Source organism: Streptomyces bullii (assembly GCF_042657145.1).
Lineage (GTDB): Bacteria > Actinomycetota > Actinomycetes > Streptomycetales > Streptomycetaceae > Streptomyces > Streptomyces bullii.
In genome coordinates this window covers 389,951-413,464 of sequence record NZ_JBHSNY010000008.1, presented here as the reverse complement: position 1 = coordinate 413,464, position 23,514 = coordinate 389,951, and the positions used below count along the sequence as shown (strand labels likewise).

The 23,514-nt window shown below is 73.1% G+C and carries 21 protein-coding genes and 1 riboswitch; of the genes, 10 read left to right on the top strand and 11 right to left on the bottom strand.

The window, feature by feature from the left end; all coding sequences use genetic code 11:
- Positions 1 to 79 precede the first annotated feature (79 nt).
- The 3 genes from ACFPZJ_RS24770 to thiO all read right to left on the bottom strand — a co-directional run bounded on the left by ACFPZJ_RS24770 (position 80) and on the right by thiO (position 2,246).
- Positions 80 to 877, bottom strand: a complete 798-nt coding sequence (locus ACFPZJ_RS24770; RefSeq protein WP_381025585.1) for a thiazole synthase — start codon at positions 875 to 877, stop codon at positions 80 to 82.
- A gap of 2 nt (positions 878 to 879) precedes the next feature.
- Entirely contained in the window at positions 880 to 1,080 is a 201-nt protein-coding gene (gene thiS, locus ACFPZJ_RS24765) for a sulfur carrier protein ThiS (RefSeq protein ID WP_381025583.1), read from the bottom strand.
- The gene (gene thiO, locus ACFPZJ_RS24760) at positions 1,077 to 2,246 is read right to left on the bottom strand and encodes a glycine oxidase ThiO (protein WP_381025580.1); all 1,170 of its coding nucleotides are present in this window, start codon (positions 2,244 to 2,246) and stop codon (positions 1,077 to 1,079) included. Before thiO ends, thiS begins: the two co-directional genes overlap by 4 nt.
- Positions 2,244 to 2,355: riboswitch (TPP riboswitch) on the bottom strand. Its footprint overlaps the gene before it by 3 nt.
- Before the next feature lie 125 nt (positions 2,356 to 2,480).
- Here thiO and ACFPZJ_RS24755 point away from each other — a divergent pair.
- The 5 genes from ACFPZJ_RS24755 (at position 2,481) to ACFPZJ_RS24735 (ending at position 7,149) form a co-directional block, all read left to right on the top strand.
- Positions 2,481 to 3,734, top strand: a complete 1,254-nt coding sequence (locus tag ACFPZJ_RS24755; RefSeq protein WP_381025578.1) for an NAD(P)/FAD-dependent oxidoreductase — start codon at positions 2,481 to 2,483, stop codon at positions 3,732 to 3,734.
- Positions 3,735 to 3,810: 76 nt separating this feature from the next.
- Entirely contained in the window at positions 3,811 to 4,176 is a 366-nt protein-coding gene (locus ACFPZJ_RS24750) for an Rv2175c family DNA-binding protein (protein WP_381025575.1), read from the top strand.
- Positions 4,177 to 4,444: 268 nt separating this feature from the next.
- Positions 4,445 to 5,101: a thiamine phosphate synthase gene (gene thiE, locus ACFPZJ_RS24745; RefSeq protein ID WP_381025573.1), complete on the top strand. Its 657-nt coding sequence runs from the start codon at positions 4,445 to 4,447 to the stop codon at positions 5,099 to 5,101.
- A gap of 135 nt (positions 5,102 to 5,236) precedes the next feature.
- Complete coding sequence (metF, locus tag ACFPZJ_RS24740; RefSeq protein WP_381025571.1) at positions 5,237 to 6,160, top strand: methylenetetrahydrofolate reductase [NAD(P)H]; 924 nt, start codon at positions 5,237 to 5,239, stop codon at positions 6,158 to 6,160.
- Positions 6,161 to 6,216: 56 nt separating this feature from the next.
- Positions 6,217 to 7,149, top strand: a complete 933-nt coding sequence (locus ACFPZJ_RS24735; RefSeq protein WP_381025569.1) for an SCO2102 family sporulation regulator — start codon at positions 6,217 to 6,219, stop codon at positions 7,147 to 7,149.
- Positions 7,150 to 7,165: 16 nt separating this feature from the next.
- Here the strand turns inward: ACFPZJ_RS24735 and ACFPZJ_RS24730 are convergent, their stop codons facing one another.
- The 4 genes from ACFPZJ_RS24730 to ACFPZJ_RS24715 form a co-directional block, all read right to left on the bottom strand.
- Positions 7,166 to 8,659, bottom strand: a complete 1,494-nt coding sequence (locus tag ACFPZJ_RS24730) for a phytoene desaturase family protein (RefSeq protein ID WP_381025567.1) — start codon at positions 8,657 to 8,659, stop codon at positions 7,166 to 7,168.
- A gap of 479 nt (positions 8,660 to 9,138) precedes the next feature.
- Positions 9,139 to 9,768: a TetR/AcrR family transcriptional regulator gene (locus ACFPZJ_RS24725; protein WP_381025564.1), complete on the bottom strand. Its 630-nt coding sequence runs from the start codon at positions 9,766 to 9,768 to the stop codon at positions 9,139 to 9,141.
- Positions 9,769 to 9,812: 44 nt separating this feature from the next.
- Positions 9,813 to 11,897: a YhgE/Pip family protein gene (locus ACFPZJ_RS24720; RefSeq protein ID WP_381025562.1), complete on the bottom strand. Its 2,085-nt coding sequence runs from the start codon at positions 11,895 to 11,897 to the stop codon at positions 9,813 to 9,815.
- The gene (locus tag ACFPZJ_RS24715) at positions 11,869 to 12,729 is read right to left on the bottom strand and encodes an ATP-binding cassette domain-containing protein (protein WP_381025560.1); all 861 of its coding nucleotides are present in this window, start codon (positions 12,727 to 12,729) and stop codon (positions 11,869 to 11,871) included. Before ACFPZJ_RS24715 ends, ACFPZJ_RS24720 begins: the two co-directional genes overlap by 29 nt.
- Before the next feature lie 188 nt (positions 12,730 to 12,917).
- Here ACFPZJ_RS24715 and ACFPZJ_RS24710 point away from each other — a divergent pair, with 188 nt between their 5' ends.
- The 3 genes from ACFPZJ_RS24710 (at position 12,918) to ACFPZJ_RS24700 (ending at position 15,618) form a co-directional block, all read left to right on the top strand.
- Positions 12,918 to 13,481, top strand: coding sequence for an SAV_6107 family HEPN domain-containing protein (locus tag ACFPZJ_RS24710; RefSeq protein ID WP_381025557.1), 564 nt, complete (start codon positions 12,918 to 12,920; stop codon positions 13,479 to 13,481).
- A gap of 552 nt (positions 13,482 to 14,033) precedes the next feature.
- Positions 14,034 to 14,804, top strand: a complete 771-nt coding sequence (locus ACFPZJ_RS24705; RefSeq protein WP_381025554.1) for a methyltransferase — start codon at positions 14,034 to 14,036, stop codon at positions 14,802 to 14,804.
- A gap of 424 nt (positions 14,805 to 15,228) precedes the next feature.
- Positions 15,229 to 15,618 carry a DUF3040 domain-containing protein gene (locus ACFPZJ_RS24700; protein WP_381025551.1) on the top strand — a complete coding sequence of 130 codons (390 nt, stop codon included), beginning with the start codon at positions 15,229 to 15,231 and terminating at the stop codon, positions 15,616 to 15,618.
- A gap of 386 nt (positions 15,619 to 16,004) precedes the next feature.
- Here the strand turns inward: ACFPZJ_RS24700 and ACFPZJ_RS24695 are convergent, their stop codons facing one another.
- The 4 genes from ACFPZJ_RS24695 to ACFPZJ_RS24680 all read right to left on the bottom strand — a co-directional run bounded on the left by ACFPZJ_RS24695 (position 16,005) and on the right by ACFPZJ_RS24680 (position 21,673).
- The gene (locus ACFPZJ_RS24695) at positions 16,005 to 18,410 is read right to left on the bottom strand and encodes a transglutaminase TgpA family protein (RefSeq protein ID WP_381025548.1); all 2,406 of its coding nucleotides are present in this window, start codon (positions 18,408 to 18,410) and stop codon (positions 16,005 to 16,007) included.
- Positions 18,410 to 19,783, bottom strand: a complete 1,374-nt coding sequence (locus ACFPZJ_RS24690) for a DUF58 domain-containing protein (protein WP_381025545.1) — start codon at positions 19,781 to 19,783, stop codon at positions 18,410 to 18,412. Before ACFPZJ_RS24690 ends, ACFPZJ_RS24695 begins: the two co-directional genes overlap by 1 nt.
- Positions 19,783 to 20,820: an AAA family ATPase gene (locus ACFPZJ_RS24685; protein WP_381025542.1), complete on the bottom strand. Its 1,038-nt coding sequence runs from the start codon at positions 20,818 to 20,820 to the stop codon at positions 19,783 to 19,785. Before ACFPZJ_RS24685 ends, ACFPZJ_RS24690 begins: the two co-directional genes overlap by 1 nt.
- A gap of 244 nt (positions 20,821 to 21,064) precedes the next feature.
- Positions 21,065 to 21,673, bottom strand: a complete 609-nt coding sequence (locus tag ACFPZJ_RS24680) for a beta-class carbonic anhydrase (RefSeq protein ID WP_381025539.1) — start codon at positions 21,671 to 21,673, stop codon at positions 21,065 to 21,067.
- A gap of 322 nt (positions 21,674 to 21,995) precedes the next feature.
- On the opposite strand from ACFPZJ_RS24680, the gene rsmH reads away from it, so the two are divergent.
- Positions 21,996 to 22,952: a 16S rRNA (cytosine(1402)-N(4))-methyltransferase RsmH gene (gene rsmH / locus ACFPZJ_RS24675; RefSeq protein ID WP_381025537.1), complete on the top strand. Its 957-nt coding sequence runs from the start codon at positions 21,996 to 21,998 to the stop codon at positions 22,950 to 22,952.
- Between the two features lie 21 nt (positions 22,953 to 22,973).
- On the top strand, positions 22,974 to 23,513 hold the full coding sequence (gene ftsL, locus ACFPZJ_RS24670) for a cell division protein FtsL (RefSeq protein ID WP_381025534.1): 540 nt from the start codon (positions 22,974 to 22,976) through the stop codon (positions 23,511 to 23,513).
- Position 23,514: the final 1 nt, after the last annotated feature.

The window sequence follows — 23,514 nt, the reverse complement described above, 5'->3', positions numbered from 1 at the left end:
GAGTGTACGAGCAGCCGCCGACAGCGCTGACCGTTCCGCCTGCTTGGGGACGTAATGCAGCAGAGCTGTGACTGACGCGCTACTGGAACGCCGGGCGCTCGGGGTCCAGGTCCGCGCGGCCCTCCGTCGGTGAGGACGCCTCCGCGAAGTGCCGCCGGGGAATCCGCCCCGCCCGGTACGCCAGCCGTCCCGCCTCCACCGCGTGCTTCATCGCCTCGGCCATCAGCACGGGCTCCTGCGCCCGGGTGACCGCCGAGGCGAGCATCACACCGGCACAGCCCAGCTCCATCGCCAGCGCCGCGTCGGAGGCCGTGCCGGCTCCGGCGTCCAGGATCACCGGCACGCGCGCGTGCTCCACGATCAGCTGGAAGTTGTGCGGGTTGCGGATGCCGAGCCCGGAGCCGATCGGCGAGCCCAGCGGCATGATCGCGGCACAGCCCACGTCCTCCAGTTTCCGGGCCAGCACGGGGTCGTCGTTGGTGTACGGCAGGACCGTGAACCCGTCGTCGACCAGGGTCTCGGCCGCGTCCAGCAGCTCGATAGGGTCCGGCAGCAGGGTGCGCTCGTCGGCGATGACCTCCAGCTTGATCAGGTCGGTGCCGAGCGCCTCCCGTGCCAGGCGGGCGGTGAGGACGGCCTCTCCGGCGGTGAAGCAGCCGGCCGTGTTCGGCAGCAGGCGGATGCCGAGCCTGTTCAGGACGGACAGCACGGAACCGTGCACCGAGGGGTTCACGCGCCGCATCGCGACGGTCGTCAGCTCCGTCCCGGACGCCACGAGCGCGCGCTCCAGCACGTCGAGGCTGGGCGCCCCGCCCGTGCCCATGATCAGGCGGGACGTGAGGGACGTACCGCCGAGGACGAACGGATCGTCGGCCATGGTCAGCCTCCTTGGACGGCGGTGAGGACTTCCACGCGGTCTCCCTCGGCCAGCGCCGTGGCAGCCCACTGCGCGCGCGGGACGACGGTTTCGTTGAGGGCGGCGGCGACTCCGGAGGGCGCCCTGGTGAGGGACCGCACCACCGCGTCGAGGGCCGTGCCGGGCTCGATCTCCTGCGGCTCCCCGTTGACGTGGATCTTCATGCGGGCTGCTCCGTGAGGGCCGCGGCGGTGCTGAAGCGCCTGGGGGTGAAGGGGCGCGCCTCCTCCGGGAGTTCGCCGGTCGTCAGGACGTGTGCCATGACGTCGCCGGTGACCGGGGTGAGCAGGACGCCGTTGCGGTAGTGCCCGGTGGCCAGCAGCAGCCCGTCCAGCCCGGTCGGGCCGAGCAGCGGCGCGTTGTCGGGGGAGCCGGGCCGCAGCCCCGCCCGTGTCTCGGTGAGCGGCAGCTCGGTGATGCCGGGGACCAGTTCGTGCGCGTCGCGCAGCAGCTCGTACACGCCGCCCGCGGTGACCGTCGTGTCCCAGCCCATCTCCTCGCTCGTCGCGCCGATGACGAGTTCGCCGCTCTCCCGCGGCACCAGGTAGACATGGCTGCCGCGCACCACGGCCCGCACGGTGCGGCTCAGGAACGGCGTCCCGTGCGCGGGCATGGTCAGCCGTACGACCTGCCCCTTCACGGGCCGCACGGGCGGCACGACGTCCCGCGGGACGCCCGCCAGCCGTCCGCTGAGGCTGCCCGCGGCGAGGACCACCTGCCCGGCGCCCAGCTCGGTGCCGTCGGCCGTGACGACCCCCGCGGCCCGGTCGTGCAGGACGGTGAGCCGTTCGGCCCGGACGCGGTGGAAGACGACGCCCGCCCGCTCGCACGCGGCGACCAGCGCCCCGGCCAGCCGCCGAGGGTCGATCTGGTGGTCGCCGTCGACCCGCAGCCCGCCGCGCACGCCCGGCGCGAGCATCGGCTCCAGGCGCCGGCACTCCCGCCCCGACAGCCACTGCGAGTCCAGTCCCGACCGCTGCTGCAGGGCGTGCAGCTCGCGCAGATGGGCCCGGTCGTCGGCGTCCAACGCGACGGCGAGCGTGCCGCTGCGGCGGTAGCCGAGGTCGTGGCCGGTGAGGTCGGTGAGCTCGGCGGCGAAGTCCGGGTAGCGCCGGGCCGAGGCCACGTTGAGGCCCAGCAGGGTCTGCTCCCCGTAGTGCAGCTCCGTGACGGCGGCCAGCATCCCGGCCGCCACCTGTGCGGCTCCGCCGCCCGGCTCGGGGTCCACGACAGCGGTGACGAACCCGCGCTGCGCGGCCCGCCAGGCCGTGACCAGGCCGATGATTCCGCCCCCCACGACGAGGACGTCTGACGTGCGCGTAGGCGACATGGGCGTCCAGCCCCTCCCTTCGCCGGCATGACCCGGATCAGGTTCGTACGGTCGGAGGCCGCCAGCCTCCCTCTCAGCCCGGTGCGTCCGGGCTCCCGCGAGTGCTTTACGTCGGCCACCCTAGCCCGAGCCTCCGTGGCTCGGTAAGAGCAGGGCCGGCGGCGCCAGGGGTGTGGAGCAGGTCACTGCACACGAACGCTGACTGACAGTTTGTCAGTTGTCTATGGTGATCAGGTGAGCGAGCAGACGCAGGAACAGGGCCCGGGAGGGGCTGGTCCCACGGCGCGGCGCGTGGTCGTGGCGGGCGCGGGCATGGCCGGCGTGCAGACGGCGGTCGCCCTGCGGGAGCAGGGCTTCACCGGCACCGTGCTCCTCATCGGCGCGGAGCCCCACCAGCCGTACGACCGGCCGCCGCTGTCCAAGGCCGTGCTGCTCGGCAAGGCCGAGGGCTCCGCCTTCGACGTCGACTTCGAGGCGCTCGGCATCGAACTGCGGCTCGGCTGCGAAGTGCTGGGCCTGCGCCCCGGCGACCACGAGCTGGACACCGAGGCCGGGCCCGTGCCCTACGACGTCCTGGTCGTGGCCACCGGCGCCGAGCCGATCCGGCTGCCGGGCGCGGAGGGCGTGCCCGGGGTGCATCTGCTGCGCACCCTGGACGACGCCGAACGGCTGCGGCCGGTGCTCGCCCGGCAGCACGACATCGTGGTCGTCGGCGCGGGCTGGATCGGCGCGGAGTTCGCCACCGCCGCGCGCGAGGCGGGCTGCGCGGTCACCGTCGTGGAGGCCGCCGAACGGCCGCTCGCGGGCGCGCTGCCCGCCGAGGTGGCCGCACCCATGGCCGCCTGGTACGCCGACGCCGGTGCCGTGCTGCGGACGCACACGCGCGTGGAGCGCGTCGAGCCCGGCGCGGTGGTCCTGGACGACGGCTCCCGGCTGCCCGCGGGCGCGGTCGTCGTCGGCATCGGTGCCCGCCCCGCCACGGCCTGGCTCGCCGGCTCCGGGATCGAGCTGGGCGCGCACGGCGAGATCGTGGCCGACGAGCACCTGCGCAGCTCGCTGCCGGACGTCCACGCGGTCGGCGACTGCGCCTCCTTCCCGTCGGGACGGTACGGCGAGCGCCTGCTGGTGCACCACTGGGACAACGCCCTTCAGGGGCCGCGCACGGTGGCCGTCAACATCGTCGGCCGGGCCACCGGCGAGGCGCCGGCGGTCTACGACCCGGTGCCGTACTTCTGGTCGGAGCAGTTCGGCCGTTTCGTCCAGTACGCCGGCCACCACGCGACGGCCGACCGGACGGTGTGGCGGGGCGACCCCTCCGGCCCGGCCTGGACGGTGTGCTGGCTCCGCGCGCGCCGTCTGGTCGCGCTGCTGGCGGTGGGCCGGCCCAGGGACCTGGCCCAGGGGCGCCGCCTGATCGAGTCGGGTGTGCCGGTGGATCCCGAGCTGCTGGCGGATCCGGCGAGGCCCTTGAAGGCGGCCACGGCGTAGGTGCGGGGGACGGCGCGTCCGCCGGGTGGACCGGCCTGACTTCCGACTGTCAGTGCCGGATGGCAGGCTAGTTTCCGTGACCGAGATTGACGCAAAGATCGATGCTCTCGTCCCCGGCTGGCTCACTCTCCCCGACATCGCCGAAAAGCTCGGCGTCGAGGTGACGCGTGTGCGGCAGCTGGTCAAGGAGGGCCAGCTCATCGCCGTACGCCGTGGTGAGAACAAGGCGCTGCACGTCCCCGCGGACTTCATCGACGGGGACAGGGTCGTCAAGGGCCTGTCCGGAACCCTGACGCTCCTGCGGGACGACGGCTTCACGGTCGAAGAGATGCTGGAGTGGCTCTTCACGCCCGACCCCAGCCTGCCGGGCACGCCCGCGCAGGCGCTGCGCGAGAATCGCGGCACGGAGGTGAAGCGCCGCGCCCAGGCGCTCGCAGTCTGACCCGAGCCGACCGAAGACCGTCCGGTACTGTCCGAGCAGGGCCGGATCCGAACAGCCGTCCGGTGTACGGGCCGCGGTTCCCGCGGGCCACGGTCCCGAGCCGTCCCGCGCCCGCCGCGCCCGTACGCCGGAGGCAAGGCCCTGCCGCGGCCGTGCCGCAGAACAAAGACGGCCGTGCCGCCGACTGCCGCGGCCGGTCCGCCGACAGCGCGGCCGTGCCTCGGCAACCGGAGCGCGGCCGCACCACCGACAACGGGGGGACACGCCCATGCCCGACACCGCCGCCTCCGCGCGCGCCCGGCTCGCCGGCGCCCGGGTCTACCTCTGCACCGACGCCCGCAAGCGCCAGGGCGACCTCGCGGAGTTCCTGGACGCGGTCCTGGCGGGCGGTGTCGACATCGTGCAGCTGCGCGACAAGGGCATGGAGGCCGCCGAGGAGCTGGACCACCTGCGCGTCTTCGCCGAGGCCTGCGCCCGGCACGGTAAGCTCCTCGCGGTCAACGACCGCGCGGACGTCGCCCACGCCGCCGGCTCCGACGTCCTGCACCTCGGCCAGGGCGACCTCCCGGTCCCCGCGGCCCGCGCGATCCTCGGCGACGGCGTCCTGATCGGCCGCTCCACGCACGCCGAGTCGGAGGCGGCGGCCGCCGCCGTCCAGGAGGGCGTGGACTACTTCTGCACGGGCCCGTGCTGGCCGACCCCCACCAAGCCCGGCCGGCACGCCCCGGGCCTGGACCTCGTCCGCTCCACCGCCGCCCTCGGCACCGACCGCCCCTGGTTCGCCATCGGCGGCATCGACCTCGGCAACCTCGACCAGGTCCTGGAGGCGGGCGCCCGCCGGGTCGTCGTCGTACGGGCGATCACGGAGGCGGACGACCCGGGCGCGGCCGCGGCCGAGTTCGCGAAGCGGCTGCGGCAGGTCTGAGGCGCCCCCCTGCGGCAGGCCGTACGGACACCGGGTTGGCTCGTCTGTGTCCAAGGGATGGACAGCAGTGCGACAATTCGGGCAAATTACCACCGTCCGGTTGGGGGACCGCCGCCCCCTGACTAACCTGCCGGTATGGCCCTCGGAACCGCATCCACCAGGACTGATCGCGCACGCACCGTGCGCGACATGCTCGCCGCCGGCAAGACGACGTACTCGTTCGAGTTCTGGGCCCCCAAGACGGAGAAGGGCGAGCGGAACCTCTGGAACGCGCTCCGCAGGGTCGAGGCCGTCGGCCCCGACTTCGTCTCCGTGACCTACGGCGCGGGCGGTTCCACGCGCGCGGGCACCGTCCGGGCGACCGAGCAGATCGCCTCCGACACCACGCTCACCCCGGTCGCGCACCTCACCGCGGTCAACCACTCCGTGGCCGAACTGCGCAACATCATCGGCCAGTACGCCGACGCCGGGATCCGCAACATGCTCGCCGTGCGCGGCGACCCGCCCGGCGACCCCATGGGCGAGTGGATCCCGCACCCGCGGGGCCTGACCTACGCGGCCGAACTCGTCCGGCTCATCAAGGAGTCGGGCGACTTCTGCGTCGGCGTCGCCGCCTTCCCCGAGATGCATCCGCGCTCCGCCGACTGGGACACGGACGTGACGCACTTCGTCGACAAGTGCCGGGCGGGCGCCGACTACGCGATCACGCAGATGTTCTTCCACCCGGAGTCCTATCTGCGCCTGCGTGACCGAGTGCACGCCGCCGGCTGCGAGACCCCGGTCATTCCCGAGGTCATGCCGGTGACCAGTGTGAAGATGCTGGAACGGTTGCCAAAGCTCAGCAACGCCTCGTTCCCGGACGCCTTGAAAGAGCGGATCCTCACAGCGAAGGACGATCCGGCGGCGGTACGCTCCATTGGCATCGACTTCGCCACGGAGTTCTGTGCGCGGCTGCTGGCCGAGGGGGTCCCCGGGCTGCACTTCATCACGCTCAACAACTCCACGGCGACGCTGGAAATCTACGAGAACCTGGGCCTGCACCACCCGCCGCAGGCCTAGACCGGCCGCACCGGTGTACGACACACTGCGTAGCGGCCACTGGGAGAGGGGCGTACATGGGCTGGACGGTCCTCTACATCGCGTTCGGCATCGTCGCGCTGTGGCTGCTGGGCGAGGTGCTGCTGCAGTACAAGGCGCGTCTGCGCTGGCGGCTGCTCGCCTTCGTCGGCTTCCTCGGTGTCGTGGTCGGTGTCCTCATGCCGTCCGTCGTCGTCATCGGACTGGGGGCGGCCGCCTTCGCGGTCGGCCAGACCTATGTGACGCTGTCGTTCCGCCGGGGCTTCTCGGCCGGCTGGGCGATGTCCGCGCCCGCGCTGGGCGGTCTGGGCGCCAGCAAGCGCCGTCGCGGCGAGCGGGGCCGCCAGGAGCCCACCCTGGAGGTCTCCGGCCTGGAGGCGGCCGAGGGCGACTACGGCGACGACCACACCCAGGGTGGCGATGGCATGCCGTACGGCCAGGACGACGACTACGACCGCGACGACGTCTTCGCACCCGCCCGGCCCGGCCGGCCGACGGACGCCGAGACCACCACGGTGTACGAGCCGCATCCCCTGCCCGACGACACCGGCCACTACGGCGTGTACAGCGAATCCGGCTACGCCCAGGACCAGCACGCGGCGGCCGCCCGGACCGCCGACCAGGCCTACGCCTACGACTACTCCGGCTACGGCCAGCAGGGCTACGGCTACGACGCCGCCGGCCAGCAGCAGTACGCGGCCTACTCCGACCCCTACATCGGCACCCAGTCCTACGGCGGCTCGTACGACCAGGGCTACGGCGGCCAGCAGTACGAGCAGCAGGGCTACGGCCAGGGCCAGTACGGCACCGGCGGCTACGGCGAGACCCCGCCCGGCGGCGTCTGGGTCCCCCAGCAGCGCACTACCGACGACCCGTACGGCGGCGAGCTCCCGCCGGAGCAGCCGTACCCGTACCAGGACAACGGGCAGCAGACGCAGGGGAACGGGTACGACGAGCAGTACCGGTTCTGAGGGACCGGATGCCGCGTCACCGCGAGCCGCGGAATTCCGGCCCTTCCACGATCAGCCCGGCGACCAGGGCGCCCGACATGCCCGCGTGCGGCAGGCCGCCGCCGGGGTGAGCCCAGCCGCCGACGGTGAACAGGCCCTCGACGCGCGTGCTGTTCGACGGGTGCAGCAGACGTCCGCCGGCCGCGGCCAGCGCCGGTGCCGGGACGGCTCCGCCCTCCGCGCCGGTCGCCTCCGCGACGTCGTCCGGGGTGCGGATCTCGTGCCAGAGGAGCCGGTCGCGCACGCCGGGTATCGCGCGCTCGGCCGCGGCGATCACGTACTCGGCGTGCCGCTCGTCGGCCTGTGACCCGGCGGGCACCACCGTGCTGAGCGTGACCGCCTCGTGGCCGGGGTCCGGCACGAGGGCCGGATCGTCGGGCCGCAGGACCGAGACGGTCGGGTGCGCGACCGGGCCCGGAGTCCGGCCGGACAGCGCGTCCAGCTCCGACTCGCGGTCCGGTGTGTGCACCACTGTGCGGTGCGCGGTGCCCTCGGGCTGGCCGCCGCGCAGGGCCAGCAGCACCGTGAGACGGCTGGCCGTCCCGCGCTGCGCGGGCACCTCGCCGTCGCCCCGTACCGCCGTGCCCCGGGTGAGACGGTGCAGCGCGGCGGGCGCGACACCGGCGACCACGAAGTCCGCCTCCGCCACCGTCCCGTCGGCGAGCTCCACCCCGGCCACCCGGCCGTCCTTCTCCAGCACCCCGGTGACCTCGGCGCCGAAACGGAACTCGACCTTACGGGCGACGCAGCGCTCGTACACCGCACGCGCCAGCTCACGCAGACCGCCTCGCACGTACCAGGTGCCGAAGGCATGCTCCATGTAGGGCAGCACCGCCGCGCTCGCCGGGGTCTCCCGGGGATCGAGGCCGTACGCGAGCGCGTGGCTCTCCAGCAGCGCGGCGAGCCGGGGGTCGCGCAGTTCCCAGGCGCCGATCTCGGCGAGCGTGGCCGCGCGGCGGGTGCGCAGCAGCCGCTTGTGGGGGACCGCCGGGTAGGGCTCGCGCTCGGCCAGCACCTGCCAGTTCGGCCACAGCGGTTCCTCCAGGAGGGGCCGGCGGGTCCGGTCCCAGGCCTCGCGGGCGCGCACCAGGAAGTCGCCCCAGCGCTGCCCGGCGCCCGGCCCGAGCGCCTCGTCCAGGGCCGCGACGACGCCCGCGCGGGAGGCGTTGGGCAGCGCGGCCCGCGTGCCGTCCGGGAACACGTGCCGTACCGAGGGGTCGACCTGCACCAGCTCGACGCACGCCTCCAGCGGCTCCTTGCCCGTTTTGACGAACAGGTCGCGGTAGACCGCCGGCAGCGGCAGCAGCGCGGGTCCGGTGTCGAAGGAGAAGCCGTCCCGCTGGAAGCGGCGCACCGCTCCGCCGTACGTCTGCGTCCGCTCGTACACCGCCACCCGGTGGCCCGCGACGGCCAGCCGGGCGGCGGACGCCAGTGCGCCCATCCCGGCGCCGATCACCGCAATCCGTGCCATGCCAGGGACTTTATCGGCCCCCTCGGACAGTCCACGCCCGGGCCGGTGACCAGCGGTGTTCCCCGCTGTCGGAGGGACGGTACGGCCGGGGGAGTACGGGCGCGGACGCGCTCGTGACCAGGCGGTGGCGCAGCGCGCTGAGGGCGCGTGCGCACGACTGAGTATCCGTACCTAGTCGGCGAGATGAGTACGCGCGCGGATGGGGCACGACCTGCGCGAAGGAGAGAGTGGAGACACGGAGAGGGGCACGGCTCCGGTACCGGCGACACGGGGCGCCGGAACGGTCCGGCCCGCGATCCGCTCCTTCCGTCGGCGACGCCGGCGGGAGCGAGGCACGGGGGATCCCGGGGGACGACCGAGAACGGGGGTCCACGGGGGGACGTACGGGGGATGTACGGGGGAGCAAGGAAGGCGCCGGTCCGACGGTGGCCCGCGGGGGACGCGGCCACATCGGACCGGCGCTTTCGCGTGCGGTCCTCTCAGCGGTGGCCGCTCACCCGGCCCTGCAAGAGCCGGGACAGCGCCGCGTGCACGTCGTCGAGGGAACGCTCCGGCTGGAAGGACTTCCAGTCCAGCGCCGCCACCAGCACCATGCCGACCAGCGCGGCCGCCGTCAGCGGCACGTCGATCTCCTCGCTGAACTCGCCGTTCGCCACCCCCTCGCGCAGAACGCCCTCGACGACCGCGACGGCCTCCTGCCGGACCACCATCAGGGTCGACTGCCAGGCCCGGTTGGTGCGCCACAGCTCGGCCACGTACAGCTGCGTGAAAGCCGGGTAGCGGTCGATGAAGACGAGGCCCGCGCGGACCATCGCGTCCAGGGCGTCCACCTTGCCGCCGCCCTCCTTCGCCGTCTGCTCGGCCGCCTCCTGGAGGGAGGCCGTCAGGAGGCCCACGCCGTGTCGCAGCAACTCCTCGAAGAGGACGGACTTGCTCGCGAAGTTGTAGTAGACCGTGCCCTTCGCCACCCCGGCCCGCTCGGCGATCTCGTCCACGGTGGTGGCGGAGAAGCCCTGCTCGGCGATGAGCGTGACGGCCGCCTCGTAGAGCTTCTGCCGGGTGGCCTCACGGCGGGTGCTGCCGCCCGACGCGGCACTGCTGCGTTCCATGGCCCCGATTGTCACAGCAACCGCCTCCCCGGATGTCCGCCAGGTCACAGGCTCAGCTCCGGATGCAGCCGGTCCAGCGTCCACACCTGCCGGCGACGGGCCGCCACCGCGGTCAGCGCCAGGGCGCCCGCGGTGAACGCGGTCAGCACCACGCACGCGTGCCACACCGGTTCCAGGCCACCGCCCGTGATGAGCCTCCTGAGGGCGTCGACGACGTAGCTCATCGGCAGGAACGGGTGCAGCGCGTTGAAGAAGCCGGGGCTCGTCTGCACGGGATAGGTGCCGCCCGCCGACGTCAGCTGGAGCATCAGCAGGGCCAGCACGAGGATCCGGCCGGCCGCCCCGAAGCGCGCGTTCAGCCACTGCACGATCGCCGCGAAGCACGCCGTCACCAGGATCAGGAAGGTCACCGTCCCCGCGGCCCGCGCCATCTCCAGACCGACCGCCCAGTGCAGCACCGACATCAGCGCCACGGTCTGCAGCACCCCGATCGCCACCACCGGCAGCCAGCCCGCGAGCGCGATCCGCCACGCCGAGGCACCCGCGGCGAGCGCGCGCCGGTTCATCGGCGTGATCAGCATGTACGCCACCATCGCGCCCACCCACAGCGACAGCGGGATGAAGTACGGGGCGAACCCGGTGCCGTAGTTGGGAGCCTTGTGCAGATCCCGGGAGACGAGCTGCACGGGGTCCGCCATCACCTCGGTGCGCCGGTCACGGTCCTGCTGGTCGTAGTCGGGGATCTGCTCGGCGCCGTCGTGCAGCCCGCCGGCGAGCCTGCCGGAGCCGTCCACCAGCTTGTACATCCCGCCGTTCAGGTTCTCGGCGCCCGTCTTCAGCCGGCCGACGCCCTTGTCGAGGTTCACGGCTCCGGTTGTCGCGGTGCCGAGCCCCGTGTGGAGCTTCTTCGCGCCGGCGGCGACCTTGGCGGCCCCGTCGTTCAGTTTGTTGATCTTCTTGACGGCGTCGTCGAGGTCCTCGGACAGGTGCGGCGCCTGGTCGGCGAGCGCCCGGGCCTGCTTCTGGAGGGCGGCCAGGTTCTTGTCGAGCTTCTTGACGTCACCGTCGTGGTCGGCGATCAGCGCATTCAGGTCGTCGGCGATGAGGGCCACGTCGGCCGCGGAGTCCTTCGCCTTCTTCAGGTCGGAGCAGGCGGCGTCCGCCAGGACGGGCTCCGCACAGCGCCTCTGGTAGATCTCGTCGAGCGTGTCGGACGCCGCGTGCGCGCCCCTGGCGGCCGTCGGCGCCCGTTCCACCAGGGTGTCGAGGTTGTCGCGGATCGCCTCGGACCCGTCCGCGACGAGCCTGGCGGTGTCGCCGATGGTCTGCTCGTTGTCCTTCAGGAAGGGGCCCACCCTGGCGTCGACCCCGTTGACCTTGTCGGCGAGCGTCCGCGTGCCCTCGGCGACCCGCCATGAGCCGTCCTCCAGATCGCCGGCGCCCTTGTGGAGCTTTTTCAGGCCCTCGGACAGCTCGCCGCTGCCGGCCTTGGCGTCCTTCAGCCCGTCGGCGAGGTCCTTGGAGCCCTTCTCCGCCTTGCCGATGCCGCCCTGGAGCCGGTCGGCGCCCTTGGCCGCCTTCACGGTCTCGCCGTGGATGTCGGAGAAGGAGAGGAAGATCTTGTCCAGGAAGGACCGCGACGTCTTCGTGGACGCGGCCTGCCGCACCTCGCTGAAAACCGTCCGGGAAATCTGCCCGACGATGTAGTTGTTGGCGTCATTCGTCCGCACCTGGAGCGCCCCGGTCTGCGGGGAGTCGCCCGAGCTGGAGGCGATCCGCCTGCTGAAGTCGGCCGGCATCGTGAGAGACAGGTAGTAGGTGCCGTCCTCGACGCCCTCGCGCGCCTCGGCCGCGCTCACCTCGTGCCACTCGAAGGTCCGGCTGTCGCGCAGCCCTTCGGTGATGTCGTCGCCCGCATTGATCTTCCTGCCGTCGACGGTCGCGCCCTTGTCGTCGTTCACGAGCGCCACGGGGACGCGGTCCAGCCGACCGTACGGGTCCCAGAAGGACCACAGGTACAGGGCTCCGTACAGCAGCGGCAGCACCAGCAGCGCGACGAGGGCCGCGCGCGGCAGCTTGCCCCGGCCGAAACGGCGGAGCTCAAGAGCGGCCAGTTTCGGCGAGCGCATCGGGCGTCTCCTTTGCTTGGTCGGGGGCGTCAGTGGCGTGAGGGGCGTCGGCATCATGAGCGTCGTGGCCGTCGGCGGCTTCGGCCGTTTCGGCTGCTTCGGCGGCCTCGGCGGCATGGTCGTGGGGGCTGCCGTCGTGGGGCTCGGTTGCCGTGGTGGACACGACCACCGCCCCCTCGGGGGCCTCGTTGCACACCGCCAGCACCGTCGTCCCGGCCTCGGCGACGGACCGCAGCAGGGTCCACACCTCCGCCCGCTCGGCGGCCGAGAGCTTCAGGTCCGCGTCGTCGACGCCGAGCAGCCGCGGGCGACCCAGCAGGGCCAGGGCGATGGACAGCCGCAGCGCCTCCAGGCGCTCCAGGTCCCGTACGACGGTGCGCGCGCCCTTGGGCAGCGCCGCGCGGTCGAGGCCGGCTGCGGCCAGCGCGGAGTCGATCCGCCGCCTCTCCTCGCTCCTGCGCTCGACGCGCGGCCGCAGCAGTCCACGCGGCGAGTCGCCGAAACGGCGCTGCAGCAACGCCCGCTCGCGCAGATGCTCCCCGACCGTGAGGGCCGGATCGAGGTCGGTGACACCGGCCACGTGCGCCAGCGCGCTGACGCGGCGCACCGCCGCCATCCGCTTCGGCAGCCGGGCCTCACCCACGACGGCCGTCCCCTCGGTGGCCTTCATGCGTCCGGTCAGCGCGAGCAGCAGACAGGTGCGGCCCGAGCCGGACGGTCCCTCGACGGCGATCAGCGCGCCGGGCTCCGCGTCGAGACGGACCCCGCGGAACGCCCAGCCGCGGGGCCCCTCGACACCGAGGTCCCGGGCCGTGACAGCGACTCCGCCCACGGCTCACCCACCCCCTGAACTTGAACCTCGAATTTTTTGAACTGACTGGTCAGTGCAAAAACTAGCCCGGACGCGCGATCGAAGCAAAGCCGCAGGTCAGAACGGATTGTCAGTGCCATACCTCACGATGGGCACATACGGCACCTCGTAGCAGGGCGTGCCGTCACGCAGACGACAGGAGGTTCGTCATGGCCAGCTACCACGCAGCAGCCGCCCGTCGGCGCCGCGCCACCGGCCCTGCCCCCTCACTGACCGGCCCGGCGAGCGACGTGCACCCCGTGCTGCGCCGGGCCACGGCCCCGCCCGCCGCCCTCGACCTGCTCGCCCAGGCTCGCGCCGGACTCGACGAGGCAGCCGGCCTCCAGACGCCCAACGAGCGGTACGCGACGGCTCACCTCGCCGCGCTGCGCACCGCCGCCGCCGTGCTCGCCGCCCGAGGGCGGCCGGAAACCTCACCCCGAGCCCGGGCCAAGATCAGGAGCGCCTGGGAAGTGCTCCCCGAGATCGCTCCCGAACTCACCGAGTGGAGCGCGCTGTTCGCCTCCGGCGCCCGTCGCCGGGCCCGGGCCGAGGCGGGCATCCAGGGCGCGGCCACCAGCCGGGACGCCGACGACCTGATACGGGACGTGTCGATGTTCGTCCGCCTGGTCGAGCGCATGCTGGTCCTCCAGCCGGTGCTGCCCCAGCCACGCCCGGACGCGGACCAGCGGGAGCGGCGCAACACGGACCGCGACATGCCGGACGCGGGCTGACGGGCGGACACGGACGGGCCTCGGACCGGCGATGTGAGGGGTAGGAGGGGCGACCAGGGGAGCGGTGCCGCCGTCGGAGCCAGGGACGGACGGCGCCGACCAGCGCCACGGGCGACACGGGTACAGGGGTCACACGAGAGGGTGGCGCGGACCGCCGGCGAGGCGGGGATCGGAGGTTCCGGCGGGTCACGCCGAAGGGCTGTCCGGACCGGCGGGGCGGTGGGCTGATCAGCGACCCGGGTGACACGAGACGGTGGCGCGGCCCCCGGCGGCGCGGATTGGAGGCTCCGGCGAGGCGGGGATCGGAGGCTCCGGCGAGGCGGGGATCGCAGGCTCCGGCGCGTCACGCCGGAGGGCCGTGCGGGCCGGCGGCGCGGCGGGCCGATCGGCCCGGTGGGCGGGTGCGGACCGTTGCACACCGCAGTGACCAGGTGAGGCGTCGAAGGCAATAGGGTGGAGGGCGCCTGAGCCTTCCCGCCGACAGCCGGCGGGGGAGGCGACCCGTTCGCTCCGCCGTACAACAGGCGGTGCCGCGCCGAGGAGTCAACTGCCGTGTCGGACCCGATGCGACCCCGCGCCTCTCTCCGTACCGCCGTGGTCTGGGAGGTCCTCCAGGACGCCCTGGACCGCCGGGTCAAGGCCACGGGGCGGCAGGCGCTGGACGTCCTCGACACCGGGGGCGGCAGCGGCAAGTTCGCGGTGCCCGTCGCCCGCCTCGGCCACCGGGTCACCGTCGTCGACCCCAGCCCGAACGCCCTGTTCGCGCTGGAGCGCCGCGCCGCCGAGGCCGGCGTGGCCGACCGGGTCCAGGGCGTGCAGGGCGACGCCCACGGACTGTTCGACGTGGTCGAGCGCGGCGGGTACGACGTGGTGCTGTGCCACGGCGTCCTGGAGTACGTGGACGACCCGGCCGAGGGCGTCCGCAACGCGGTGGCCGCGCTGCGCGCCGAGGGCGTGCTCAGCCTGCTCGCCGCCGGTCTGGGCGGAGCCGTACTGGCGCGAGCCCTCGCCGGTCACTTCAAGGAGGCCAAGCAGGCGCTCGACGACCCGAACGGACGATGGGGCACGGGTGACCCCATGCCGCGCCGCTTCACCGCCGACCAGCTCACCGCACTGGTCGAGGGAGCCGGCCTGAGGGTCGGTGCCGTGCACGGCGTGCGGGTCTTCGCCGACCTCGTGCCCGGTGTGCTGGTCGACACCGAGCCCGGCGCGCTGGAGGCGCTGCTGAAGCTGGAGGAGGCGGCGGCGGAGCTGCCGGCCTTCCACTCGGTGGCCACGCAGCTTCACGTGCTCGGTGAAACCGAAGCGACCCACGAGACATGAGCCCGACCGACGAGGCATGAGCGCCTCTGAGGCCGAAAGCGACTGAGAAGTTGAGTGCCTCCTGTGAGAAGGGGCGATCAGCGAGGCGGGCGTGACCTCTGAGGCCGAAGCGACTGGTGAGGCCTGAGTGCCTCCTGTCACCCCGGGTACCTACTGAGACGATGCCACTGATCAGCGCGTCGGCTGCGGATGGAGTACGCCACAGGCCCCCCGAACGGCGGCTTGGCGCCGTATGATCGAGGGAGACCGTCCGGCATGACGGGTCGGCCGTCGGGGAATGGAAGCCTCAGCGGGCCGGGCCATTCATGGCGGATTCCGGTTGGCCAATTGGCGCAGAGGGGCGGGTTTCACGGGGGCGATTCCCTGCCTATCCTGAAGAGACCCCCCAGGGTCGCCCCGGCGACTGCACGATGAGGAGGACTCCGTGCCGCTCTCGGAGCACGAGCAGCGCATGCTCGAGCAGATGGAGCGAGCGCTGTACGCCGAAGATCCCAAGTTCGCGTCGGCGCTTGAGGGAAGCGGGCTGCGTACGTACACCCGGCGGCGGGTCTACCAGGCGGTCGCGGGCTTCCTCGTTGGTATTGCGCTCCTCATGGCCGGTATGGTCGCCAAGCAGGTCTGGCTCAGCGTCGTGGGCTTCCTCGTCATGCTCGGTTGCGCGGTTCTCGCCGTGACCGGCTGGCGCAAGGCTCCCAAGCCGGGCGAACAGGCAGCCGGTGCCCCGCACGCCCGCCGTCAGGGTCGGCAGCGGCGCTCCATGATGGACCGCATCGAAGAGCGCTGGCAGCGCCGCCGCGACGAACAAGGCCACTAGCCGCTCCGCGAGCCGCGCTCCGCGACCTGCGTGAACACGTACGTCAGGGGGTGACCACCACCGGTGGTCACCCCCTGACGCATGCCCGGCCGGCTGACCGGAGAAGCAACCTCTGGGGTCTGAGCCTCGCGAAGCTCCGCCTCCGCGGCGTGCGGCGGGCCCCCGCCGCGAAGGCCGACTGCATCAGCGCCCGCCGCGCGGCCCTCCGGTAGGACCGGCCCGCTGGGGCGGCATCGGACCGGGCCGCAGGCACCACACGGTCGGCTCCCAGTCGCCCCACATGACGGGGGCCGAGCCCACCGGCCCGGCCCCCGGAAACCACGCCCCTCGGTGCGGCACCCCCGGGCACGGCGCACCTCCCGCAGGCCGCCCGCCCGGGAGGCTTCTCAGCTCTGCTGCCCCGACGGCTTCCGCCACCATGGGGGCCGAGCCGCCAGAGCGCGTTCTCTGACGCCCGCCCACCACGCCGAAGCCCTCCACACCACCCGCACGGTGGAGCGGGGCGCGAACAACGCGCGGAGCTGCCCGGCCCGGCCGGCCGACGCCCGCAGACCCGCCGTGACGAGGTGGACATCGTCCGTGAGGCCCACCGTCGGGCGGGGGCGGGGTGCGTACAGGACCTGCTCCACAGCGTCCGCCACCCGGTGCGCGGACGCCGCCGCCGTCGGATCGAGGGTGCCTAGCCGGACGATGCGGGCGGCCGCCTTGCGCGGTGTCAGTGACTCGTCCGGCGCGATGCCGAAGTCCCACGCGGTGTCGGACAGCTCCTGCCAGACCGCCAGGGTGTGCACCGCCGTGTCCGCGTCCGTGCGACCGTGCGCGCCCAGCCGGACGGCACGGGTCCGCAGCCGCCACAGCAGCGGCGACAGCGGCAGCAGGAGGGCCATCAGGCCGCCGAGCACCCAGGCCGGCACCGTGTACCACTTCGATCCGTCGGTGTCCGTGGGCAGCGCCGCCTGCGGGGACTCGCTGGAGCAGCCGCCGTCCAGCTTCTTCTGCTCCGCCGTGCAGCTCTCGCTCGCCGACGGCGCGGCGGACGGCACCGAGGACGCCGTTTGGGACGGCTGCGCCTGGTTCGGCAGCGAGCTGCCGGGCGTGTCGGGCAGTGTGTACGACGGAATCGAACCGCGGGTCGGGGTCGGCTCGAAGCGGGTCCAGCCCACCCCCTCGAAGTACAGTTCCGGCCAGGCGTGCGCGTCCCGCAGCCCCACCGAGATCGAACCGTCCCCCTGCGGGGTGCCGGGCGCGAAGCCCACCGCCACCCGGGCCGGTATGTCCAGCGAGCGGGCCATCGCCGCCATCGCGAAGGAGAAGTGCACGCAGAAACCCTGCTTGTCCCGCAGGAAACGGGCGATCGCCTGCGAGCCGCTGCCGACGTCGACCTGGGTGTCGTACTCGAAGCCTCCGGTCACGGCGAAGTAGTCCTGGAGCTTGACCGCTTTGTCGTAGGAGTTCGTCGCGCCCTCGGTGACCTGGCGGGCGGTCCTGGACACCACCTGCGGCAGCGAGTCGGGCAGCCTGGTGTACTCCCGCAGGACGGCCGCGGACGGCTGCGGCGCCGAGGCGAGCTGCTCCGGCGTCGGCTGCACGTCCAGGCTCTTCACCTGGTACGTCAGGCCGCGGGTGTTCTGGCCGTGGTCGCCGACCAGCGTCATCCCCACGGGCTCGTAGCGCCAGTTGCCCCGGATGGTCACGCCGCTCGGCGGGTAGGGCATGGGCAGCCAGTCCTGGGCGTACCAGTCGGCCGCCGAGATCGTGGTGTCGAACTCCTTGCGCTTGACGTCCGGTCCGAGACCCACCGGCGTCGGGAACGTGCCGTCCGGGACGGGCTCGATACGCCGCTTGGACGGCTTCCACGTGGTGCCGTCGAAGTCGTCCAGCGACACGATCCGCACGTACAGGTCCGAGACGTCGCCGCCGTTCCTCGTGCGCAGGGACAGGACCTGGCGGTCCTCGTCCACGTTCAGGCTGTCGCGCAGCGACACCAGCGGGTTGACCGCGGAGATCGTGCCGCCGCCCCCGCTGCCGGAACCCACGCCCGCCCCGGCGGCGTCCAGCAGACCGCCGTTCATCGCGGGCAGGCCGAGCGGCACCACCAGGGCTATGCCCAGCGCCACCGCGCCGATGCGACGCCCGGTGCGGACCGGAGCGGTCGCGCCGCTCGGCTCCCCGCCCCCGCCCGACGCGCGCGGCGCCGCGCCGAAGACCCGGCCCCACTGGGAGAGCCGGTCACGTCCCTCGGCGAGCAGCAGCATCAGATAGCCGGCCGCCGCCACCACGAACCACAGCCAGTCGGCGCCGCCGTCGGACAGACCCGCGGCCACGGAGTACAGCGCGAGCAGGGGCAGCCCGGCCGGAGCCGCGCTGCGGAACGTCACCGCGAGGGAGTCCACCAGCAGCCCGATCACCAGGACCCCGCCGATCAGCATCAGCCGGATGCCGTCGGACGACAGCGGCGCCGGGATCGCATAGCGCGCGATGTCGTCGGAGCCCTGCTGCAGCAGATCGGCGAAGTGCCGCAGGGCCTGCGGCCCGGGTATCAGCCCGAACAGGGCCTGCTGACGGGCGAACACCACCGTCAGCAGCAGCACCGTGACGACGGCCTGCGCCGCCACGGTCAGCGGCCGGGCGAGCGGCACCCGGCGGGCCGCCATGCCCATGCCCGACTGCACCGCCAGCAGGAAGGCCGCCTGAAGGATCCAGCCGGCCGGTTCGACGAGGGGCAGCAGGGCGCACGCCGCCATCAGCGTGGCCGCCCACGCGCCCAGCGCCAGTCGTGTGCGCCCGCTCATCACGGTGACCCCCCGTCGATCGTCCCGCCCGCCGCGGCCAGGCCCGTGCGCTCCCGGTCCGCCTGCCGCCACAGCTCGTGCAGCGAGGCGCCCCGCGGGACGCTCAGGGCCGTCCAGCCCGCCTCGCGCAGCATCCGCAGCCGCTCCGCGCCGCTTGTGTCCAACGGACCGGGCACATCCGTCGGTTCCCGCACCCAGGCGGCGCTGTCCAGCAGGAAGGCGACCGCGCCCGAGCTGCGCTGCCGCATCCGGGCCACCACCGCCGCCTGCTCCTCGTCCAGGTCGCCGAGGAAGGCCACCAGCAGCCCCTCGCTCCCCCCGCGCAGCACGTCGTACGCACGGGACAGGCCCGCGCCGTCGGAGTGGTCGATCACCGCGAGGGTGTCCATCATCAAACCGGCCGCGTCGGCCGACTCCTGGCTCGCGCCCGCGAACCCGTCCCCGCCCTCACCGGGCACCGCGTTGCCGGTGTCCGTCAGCAGCCGCACCGAGAAGCCCCGCTCCAGCATGTGCACCAGCACGGACGCGGCACCCGAGACGGCCCACTCGAAGGCCGAGTCCGGGCCGGCGCCCTCGAAGGCTGTCCCGCGCGTGTCCAGCAGGACCGTGCACCGGGCGCGCTGCGGCTGCTCCTCACGGCGCACCATCAGCTCGCCGTAGCGGGCCGTGGAGCGCCAGTGCACCCGGCGCAGATCGTCGCCGTAGCGGTAGCCGCGCGGGATCACGTCGTCCTCGCCCGCCAGCGCCAGCGAGCGCTGCCGCCCCTCGCCGTACCCCTTCGCCTCGCCGCTCAGCCGCACCGGCGGCAGCGGCTCGGTGCGCGGGATCACCGTCAGGGTGTCGTACGTCGAGAAGGACCGGGTCAGCTCGCACATGCCGAACGGGTCGGTCAGGCGCAGCTGCAACGGGCCCAGCGGGTAGCGTCCGCGCAGGTCGGAACGGACCCGGTAGGACACCTCGCGGCGCCCGCCCGCCTCCACCCGGTCCAGCACGAAGCGGGGGCGCGGGCCGAGGACGTACGGCACCCGGTCCTGGAGCATCAGCAGGCCCGTGGGCAGCCGCGAGACGTTCTCCATCCGCAGATGGACCCGGGCCTCCGAGCCGGCGGGCACGCGTGCGGGGGACAGGCGGCGACTGCCGGCGACCCGGTAGCGCGTGCGGTACAGCACGGTCGCGCACACCAGCGGCAGCACCGCCAGCAGCAGGCCGACCCGCAGCAGGTCGGTCTGCCCGAGCACATAGGCGCAGACGGCCGCCGCGACACCGGCGGCCAGGAAGGAACGCCCTCGGGTGGTCAGACCGGTCAGGGCGGTGCGGATCCCGCTCTTGTCACCGTGGTCGCCGTCCACCGGTCCCGGACCCGGGGTGGTCATCACAGCCTCCGCGGCGGCTGCTGCGGATACGCCGGCGTACCGCGGTCGAAGCCGCCGAAGCCGCTCTGCTGGGGCGCCGCGGGCACCGGGGTGCGCTGGAGGATCTCCTGGACGACCTGCTCCGAGGTCCGGCGGTTGAGCTGCGCCTGGGCGGTGGGCAGCAGCCGGTGGGCCAGCACGGCCACGGCGAGCGCCTGCACGTCGTCCGGCAGTGCGTACTCCCGGCCGCTGAGGGCGGCGGACGCCTTCGCCGCGCGCAGCAGATGCAGCGTCGCGCGCGGGGAGGCGCCCAGTCTCAGGTCCGGGTGGTTGCGCGTGGCGCCGACCAGGTCCACGGCGTACCGACGGACCGCATCGGAGACGTGAACCCCGCGGACCGCCTCGATCAGCTTCACGATCTCGTGCGCGTGCGCCACCGGCTGGAGGTCCTCCAGCGGCGAGACGCCGCCGTGCACGTCCAGCATCCGCAGTTCGGCCTCCGCGCTGGGATAGCCGACCGAGACACGGGCCATGAAGCGGTCGCGCTGAGCCTCGGGCAGCGGATAGGTGCCCTCCATCTCCACCGGGTTCTGCGTCGCGACCACCAGGAACGGGCTCGGCAGCTCGTAGGTCTTGCCGTCGATGGTGACCTGGCGCTCCTCCATCGACTCCAGCAGCGCGGACTGCGTCTTGGGCGAGGCGCGGTTGATCTCGTCGCCGATCACCACCTGCGCGAAGATCGCGCCCGGTTTGAACTCGAAGTCCTGGCGCTGCTGGTCCCAGATGGACACACCGGTGATGTCCGACGGCAGCAGGTCCGGCGTGAACTGGATACGCCGCACCGAACAGTCGATGGACCGCGCCAGCGCCTTGGCCAGCATGGTCTTGCCGACCCCGGGGACGTCCTCGATCAGCAGATGTCCCTCGGCGAGCAGCACGGTCAGCGAGAGCCGTACGACCTCGGGCTTGCCCTCGATCACGCCCTCCACCGAACCCCGCACGCGCTCGACCACGGCGGTCAGATCAGTGAGGCTCGCTCGATCGTCATAGGTCGTCACCCGGCCCTCCTCGGCCCGTTACTTTCTCCGGGCCGACGCTGTCGATGCGCAGCCGGCCCACCCCGAAACACGGACACCACACGTGAAAAGTTCCGCGTGACGCCACTCCCGCATTCTTGCTGCCGTTACCGATTCGTGTCACTCGCCTGTGGACAACTGACGGCGACCTGTCCGGTCTTACGGTCTTTTCGCCGCGGGAATGACAGGAATTCGACAGCAAGCCGTTTCGGGGCGGGCGGACGGATCAGGCCGGGTCGACCTCGCGCAGCAGGCCCGTCCTCACGTCGAAGACGAAGCCTCGCACATCGTCGGTGTGCAGCAGGAACGGCGAGGTGCGCACCCGCTGCATCGACTGCCGAACGTCCTGGTCGACGTCCCGGAAGGACTCCACGGCCCAGGCCGGGCGCTGGCCGACCTCCAGCTCCAGTTCGGTGCGGAAGTCCTCGGTGAGGCTCTCCAGGCCGCAGCCGGTGTGGTGGATGAGCACGACGCTCCGCGTGCCGAGCTTGCGCTGGCTGATGGTCAGCGAGCGGATCACGTCGTCGGTGACGACACCGCCCGCGTTGCGGATGGTGTGGCAGTCACCGAGCTGGAGGCCGAGGGCGGCGTGCAGGTCGAGTCGGGCGTCCATGCAGGCCACGACGGCGACGTTCAGCACGGGACGGGCGTCCATCCCGGGGTCGGTGAAGGCTTCGGCGTAGCGCCTGTTCGCCTCCACGAGCCGGTCGGTGACGGTGCCGCCGGTTATGGCGGCTTCGGGGCCTGCGGGAACCGATGCAGAAGTCGTCATAACCATGACGGTACTGGTCACGCGCGGTTCCGGCCTGCTGTGAGAGGGGACAAAGAACGTCATCGGCTCTTGTTGTGAGGTAACCCACAGGGGCGCTGTGCCGCGGGTCGCGACGCGCAGGCCGGTTGATTGACCGCGCGACACCGTGGACTAAAGTGACGCCAAGCGGGAGGCGAGGCTCTCCTCGGAGACTCTCCCCGCTGGACGATTTCCCCCGGAGACCTGGGCGACGTTCCGGAGATCTCCCCACGTGCGCGGCGCGTACGTACGGCTCGGCCTCCTCCCGCTCCCGGTCGGCTGACGCTTCCGGCGCCGGCAGGCCTCCCCTTCACGAGCGGGCGGGGACCCGGCGGTGCGTGCGGCCCGCCGGATCTGAGAGGGCCCCTTGAGCCAGAGTCGACACGTCCCGGTGATGCTCCAGCGGTGCCTGGACCTGCTGGCACCCGCCCTGGAGCGGCCGGACGCCGTGGTCGTCGACTGCACACTCGGCCTCGGCGGCCACAGCGAGGCTCTGCTCCGGCGGTTCCCCGAGGTGCGCCTGGTCGGCCTCGACCGCGACAAGGAGGCCCTGCGCCTGTCCGGCGAGCGGCTCGCCCCGTACGGCGAGCGCGCCACCCTCGTCCACGCCGTGTACGACGAGCTGCCCGAGGTGCTGGAAAAGCTCGGCATCGCGCGCGTGCGGGGCGTCCTGTTCGACCTCGGCGTGTCCTCGATGCAGCTCGACGAGGCCGACCGCGGCTTCGCGTACGCCCAGGACGCCCCGCTCGACATGCGCATGGACCAGACGACCGGCATGAGCGCCGCCGAGGTCCTCAACACCTATCCGCCGGGCGAGCTCGTCCGGATCCTGCGGGCGTACGGCGAGGAGAAGCAGGCCAAGCGGATCGTGGCCACCATCGTGCGCGAGCGCGCGAAGGAGCCGTTCAGCACCAGCGCCCGGCTGGTCGAACTGATCCGCGACGCGCTGCCGCAGGCCGCCAAGCGCACCGGCGGCAACCCGGCCAAGCGCACCTTCCAGGCCCTGCGGATCGAGGTCAACGGCGAGCTCTCCGTCCTGGAGCGGGCCGTCCCGGCCGCCGTGAAGGTGCTGGACGTGGGCGGGCGGATCGCCGTGCTGTCGTACCACTCCCTGGAGGACCGGCTGGTCAAGCAGGTGTTCGCGGCGGGGGCCGCCAGCACCGCGCCGCCCGGGCTGCCCGTCGTCCCCGAGCGCTACCAGCCCCGGCTCAAGCTGCTCACGCGCGGTGCCGAACTTCCCACCGAGGAGGAGATCGCCGAGAACCGGCGTGCGGCCCCCGCCCGGCTGCGCGGCGCCGAGCGCATCAGGGAGGACGTCGAGTGAGGCCCGCGAAGGGGAGCGTGAGTGAGTAGCAAACCCGAACTGAAGGGAAGGGCGGCCCGTCTCGCGCGGCTCCTCCCGACAGGGCCCGGACAGGCGGCCCGCACCCCCTTCGTACTCCTCGTCGTGCTCCTCCTGGGCGGTGGCCTGATCGGCCTGCTGGTGCTGAACTCCGCGCTCAGCGAGGGCGCCTTCAAGCTCGACGACCTCCAGCGGGAGACAAAGAACCTCACCGACGAGGAACAGGCCCTGCAGCGGGACATCGACGCCTACTCCGCCCCCGACGCCCTCCAGCGCCGCGCCCGCGAGCTCGGCATGGTGCCCGGTGGCGACCCCGCCTTCCTCGACCCCGACGGCAGGGTGAAGGGCGTACCGAGTCCCGCTGCCGCCGCGCGGCAGGGCTCCGCGCCCAACCCGCTGCTCATGGCGCCCGAGGCGATGATCACCGCCACGCTCCCGCCGCCGCCCTCGACACCCGCCGCGCCGAGTCCGGCGCCCCCGGCGCCCGCGGCCACCCCCACCCCCGCCACGAGCCCGACTCCGACCCCGACTCCCGGCAGGTGAC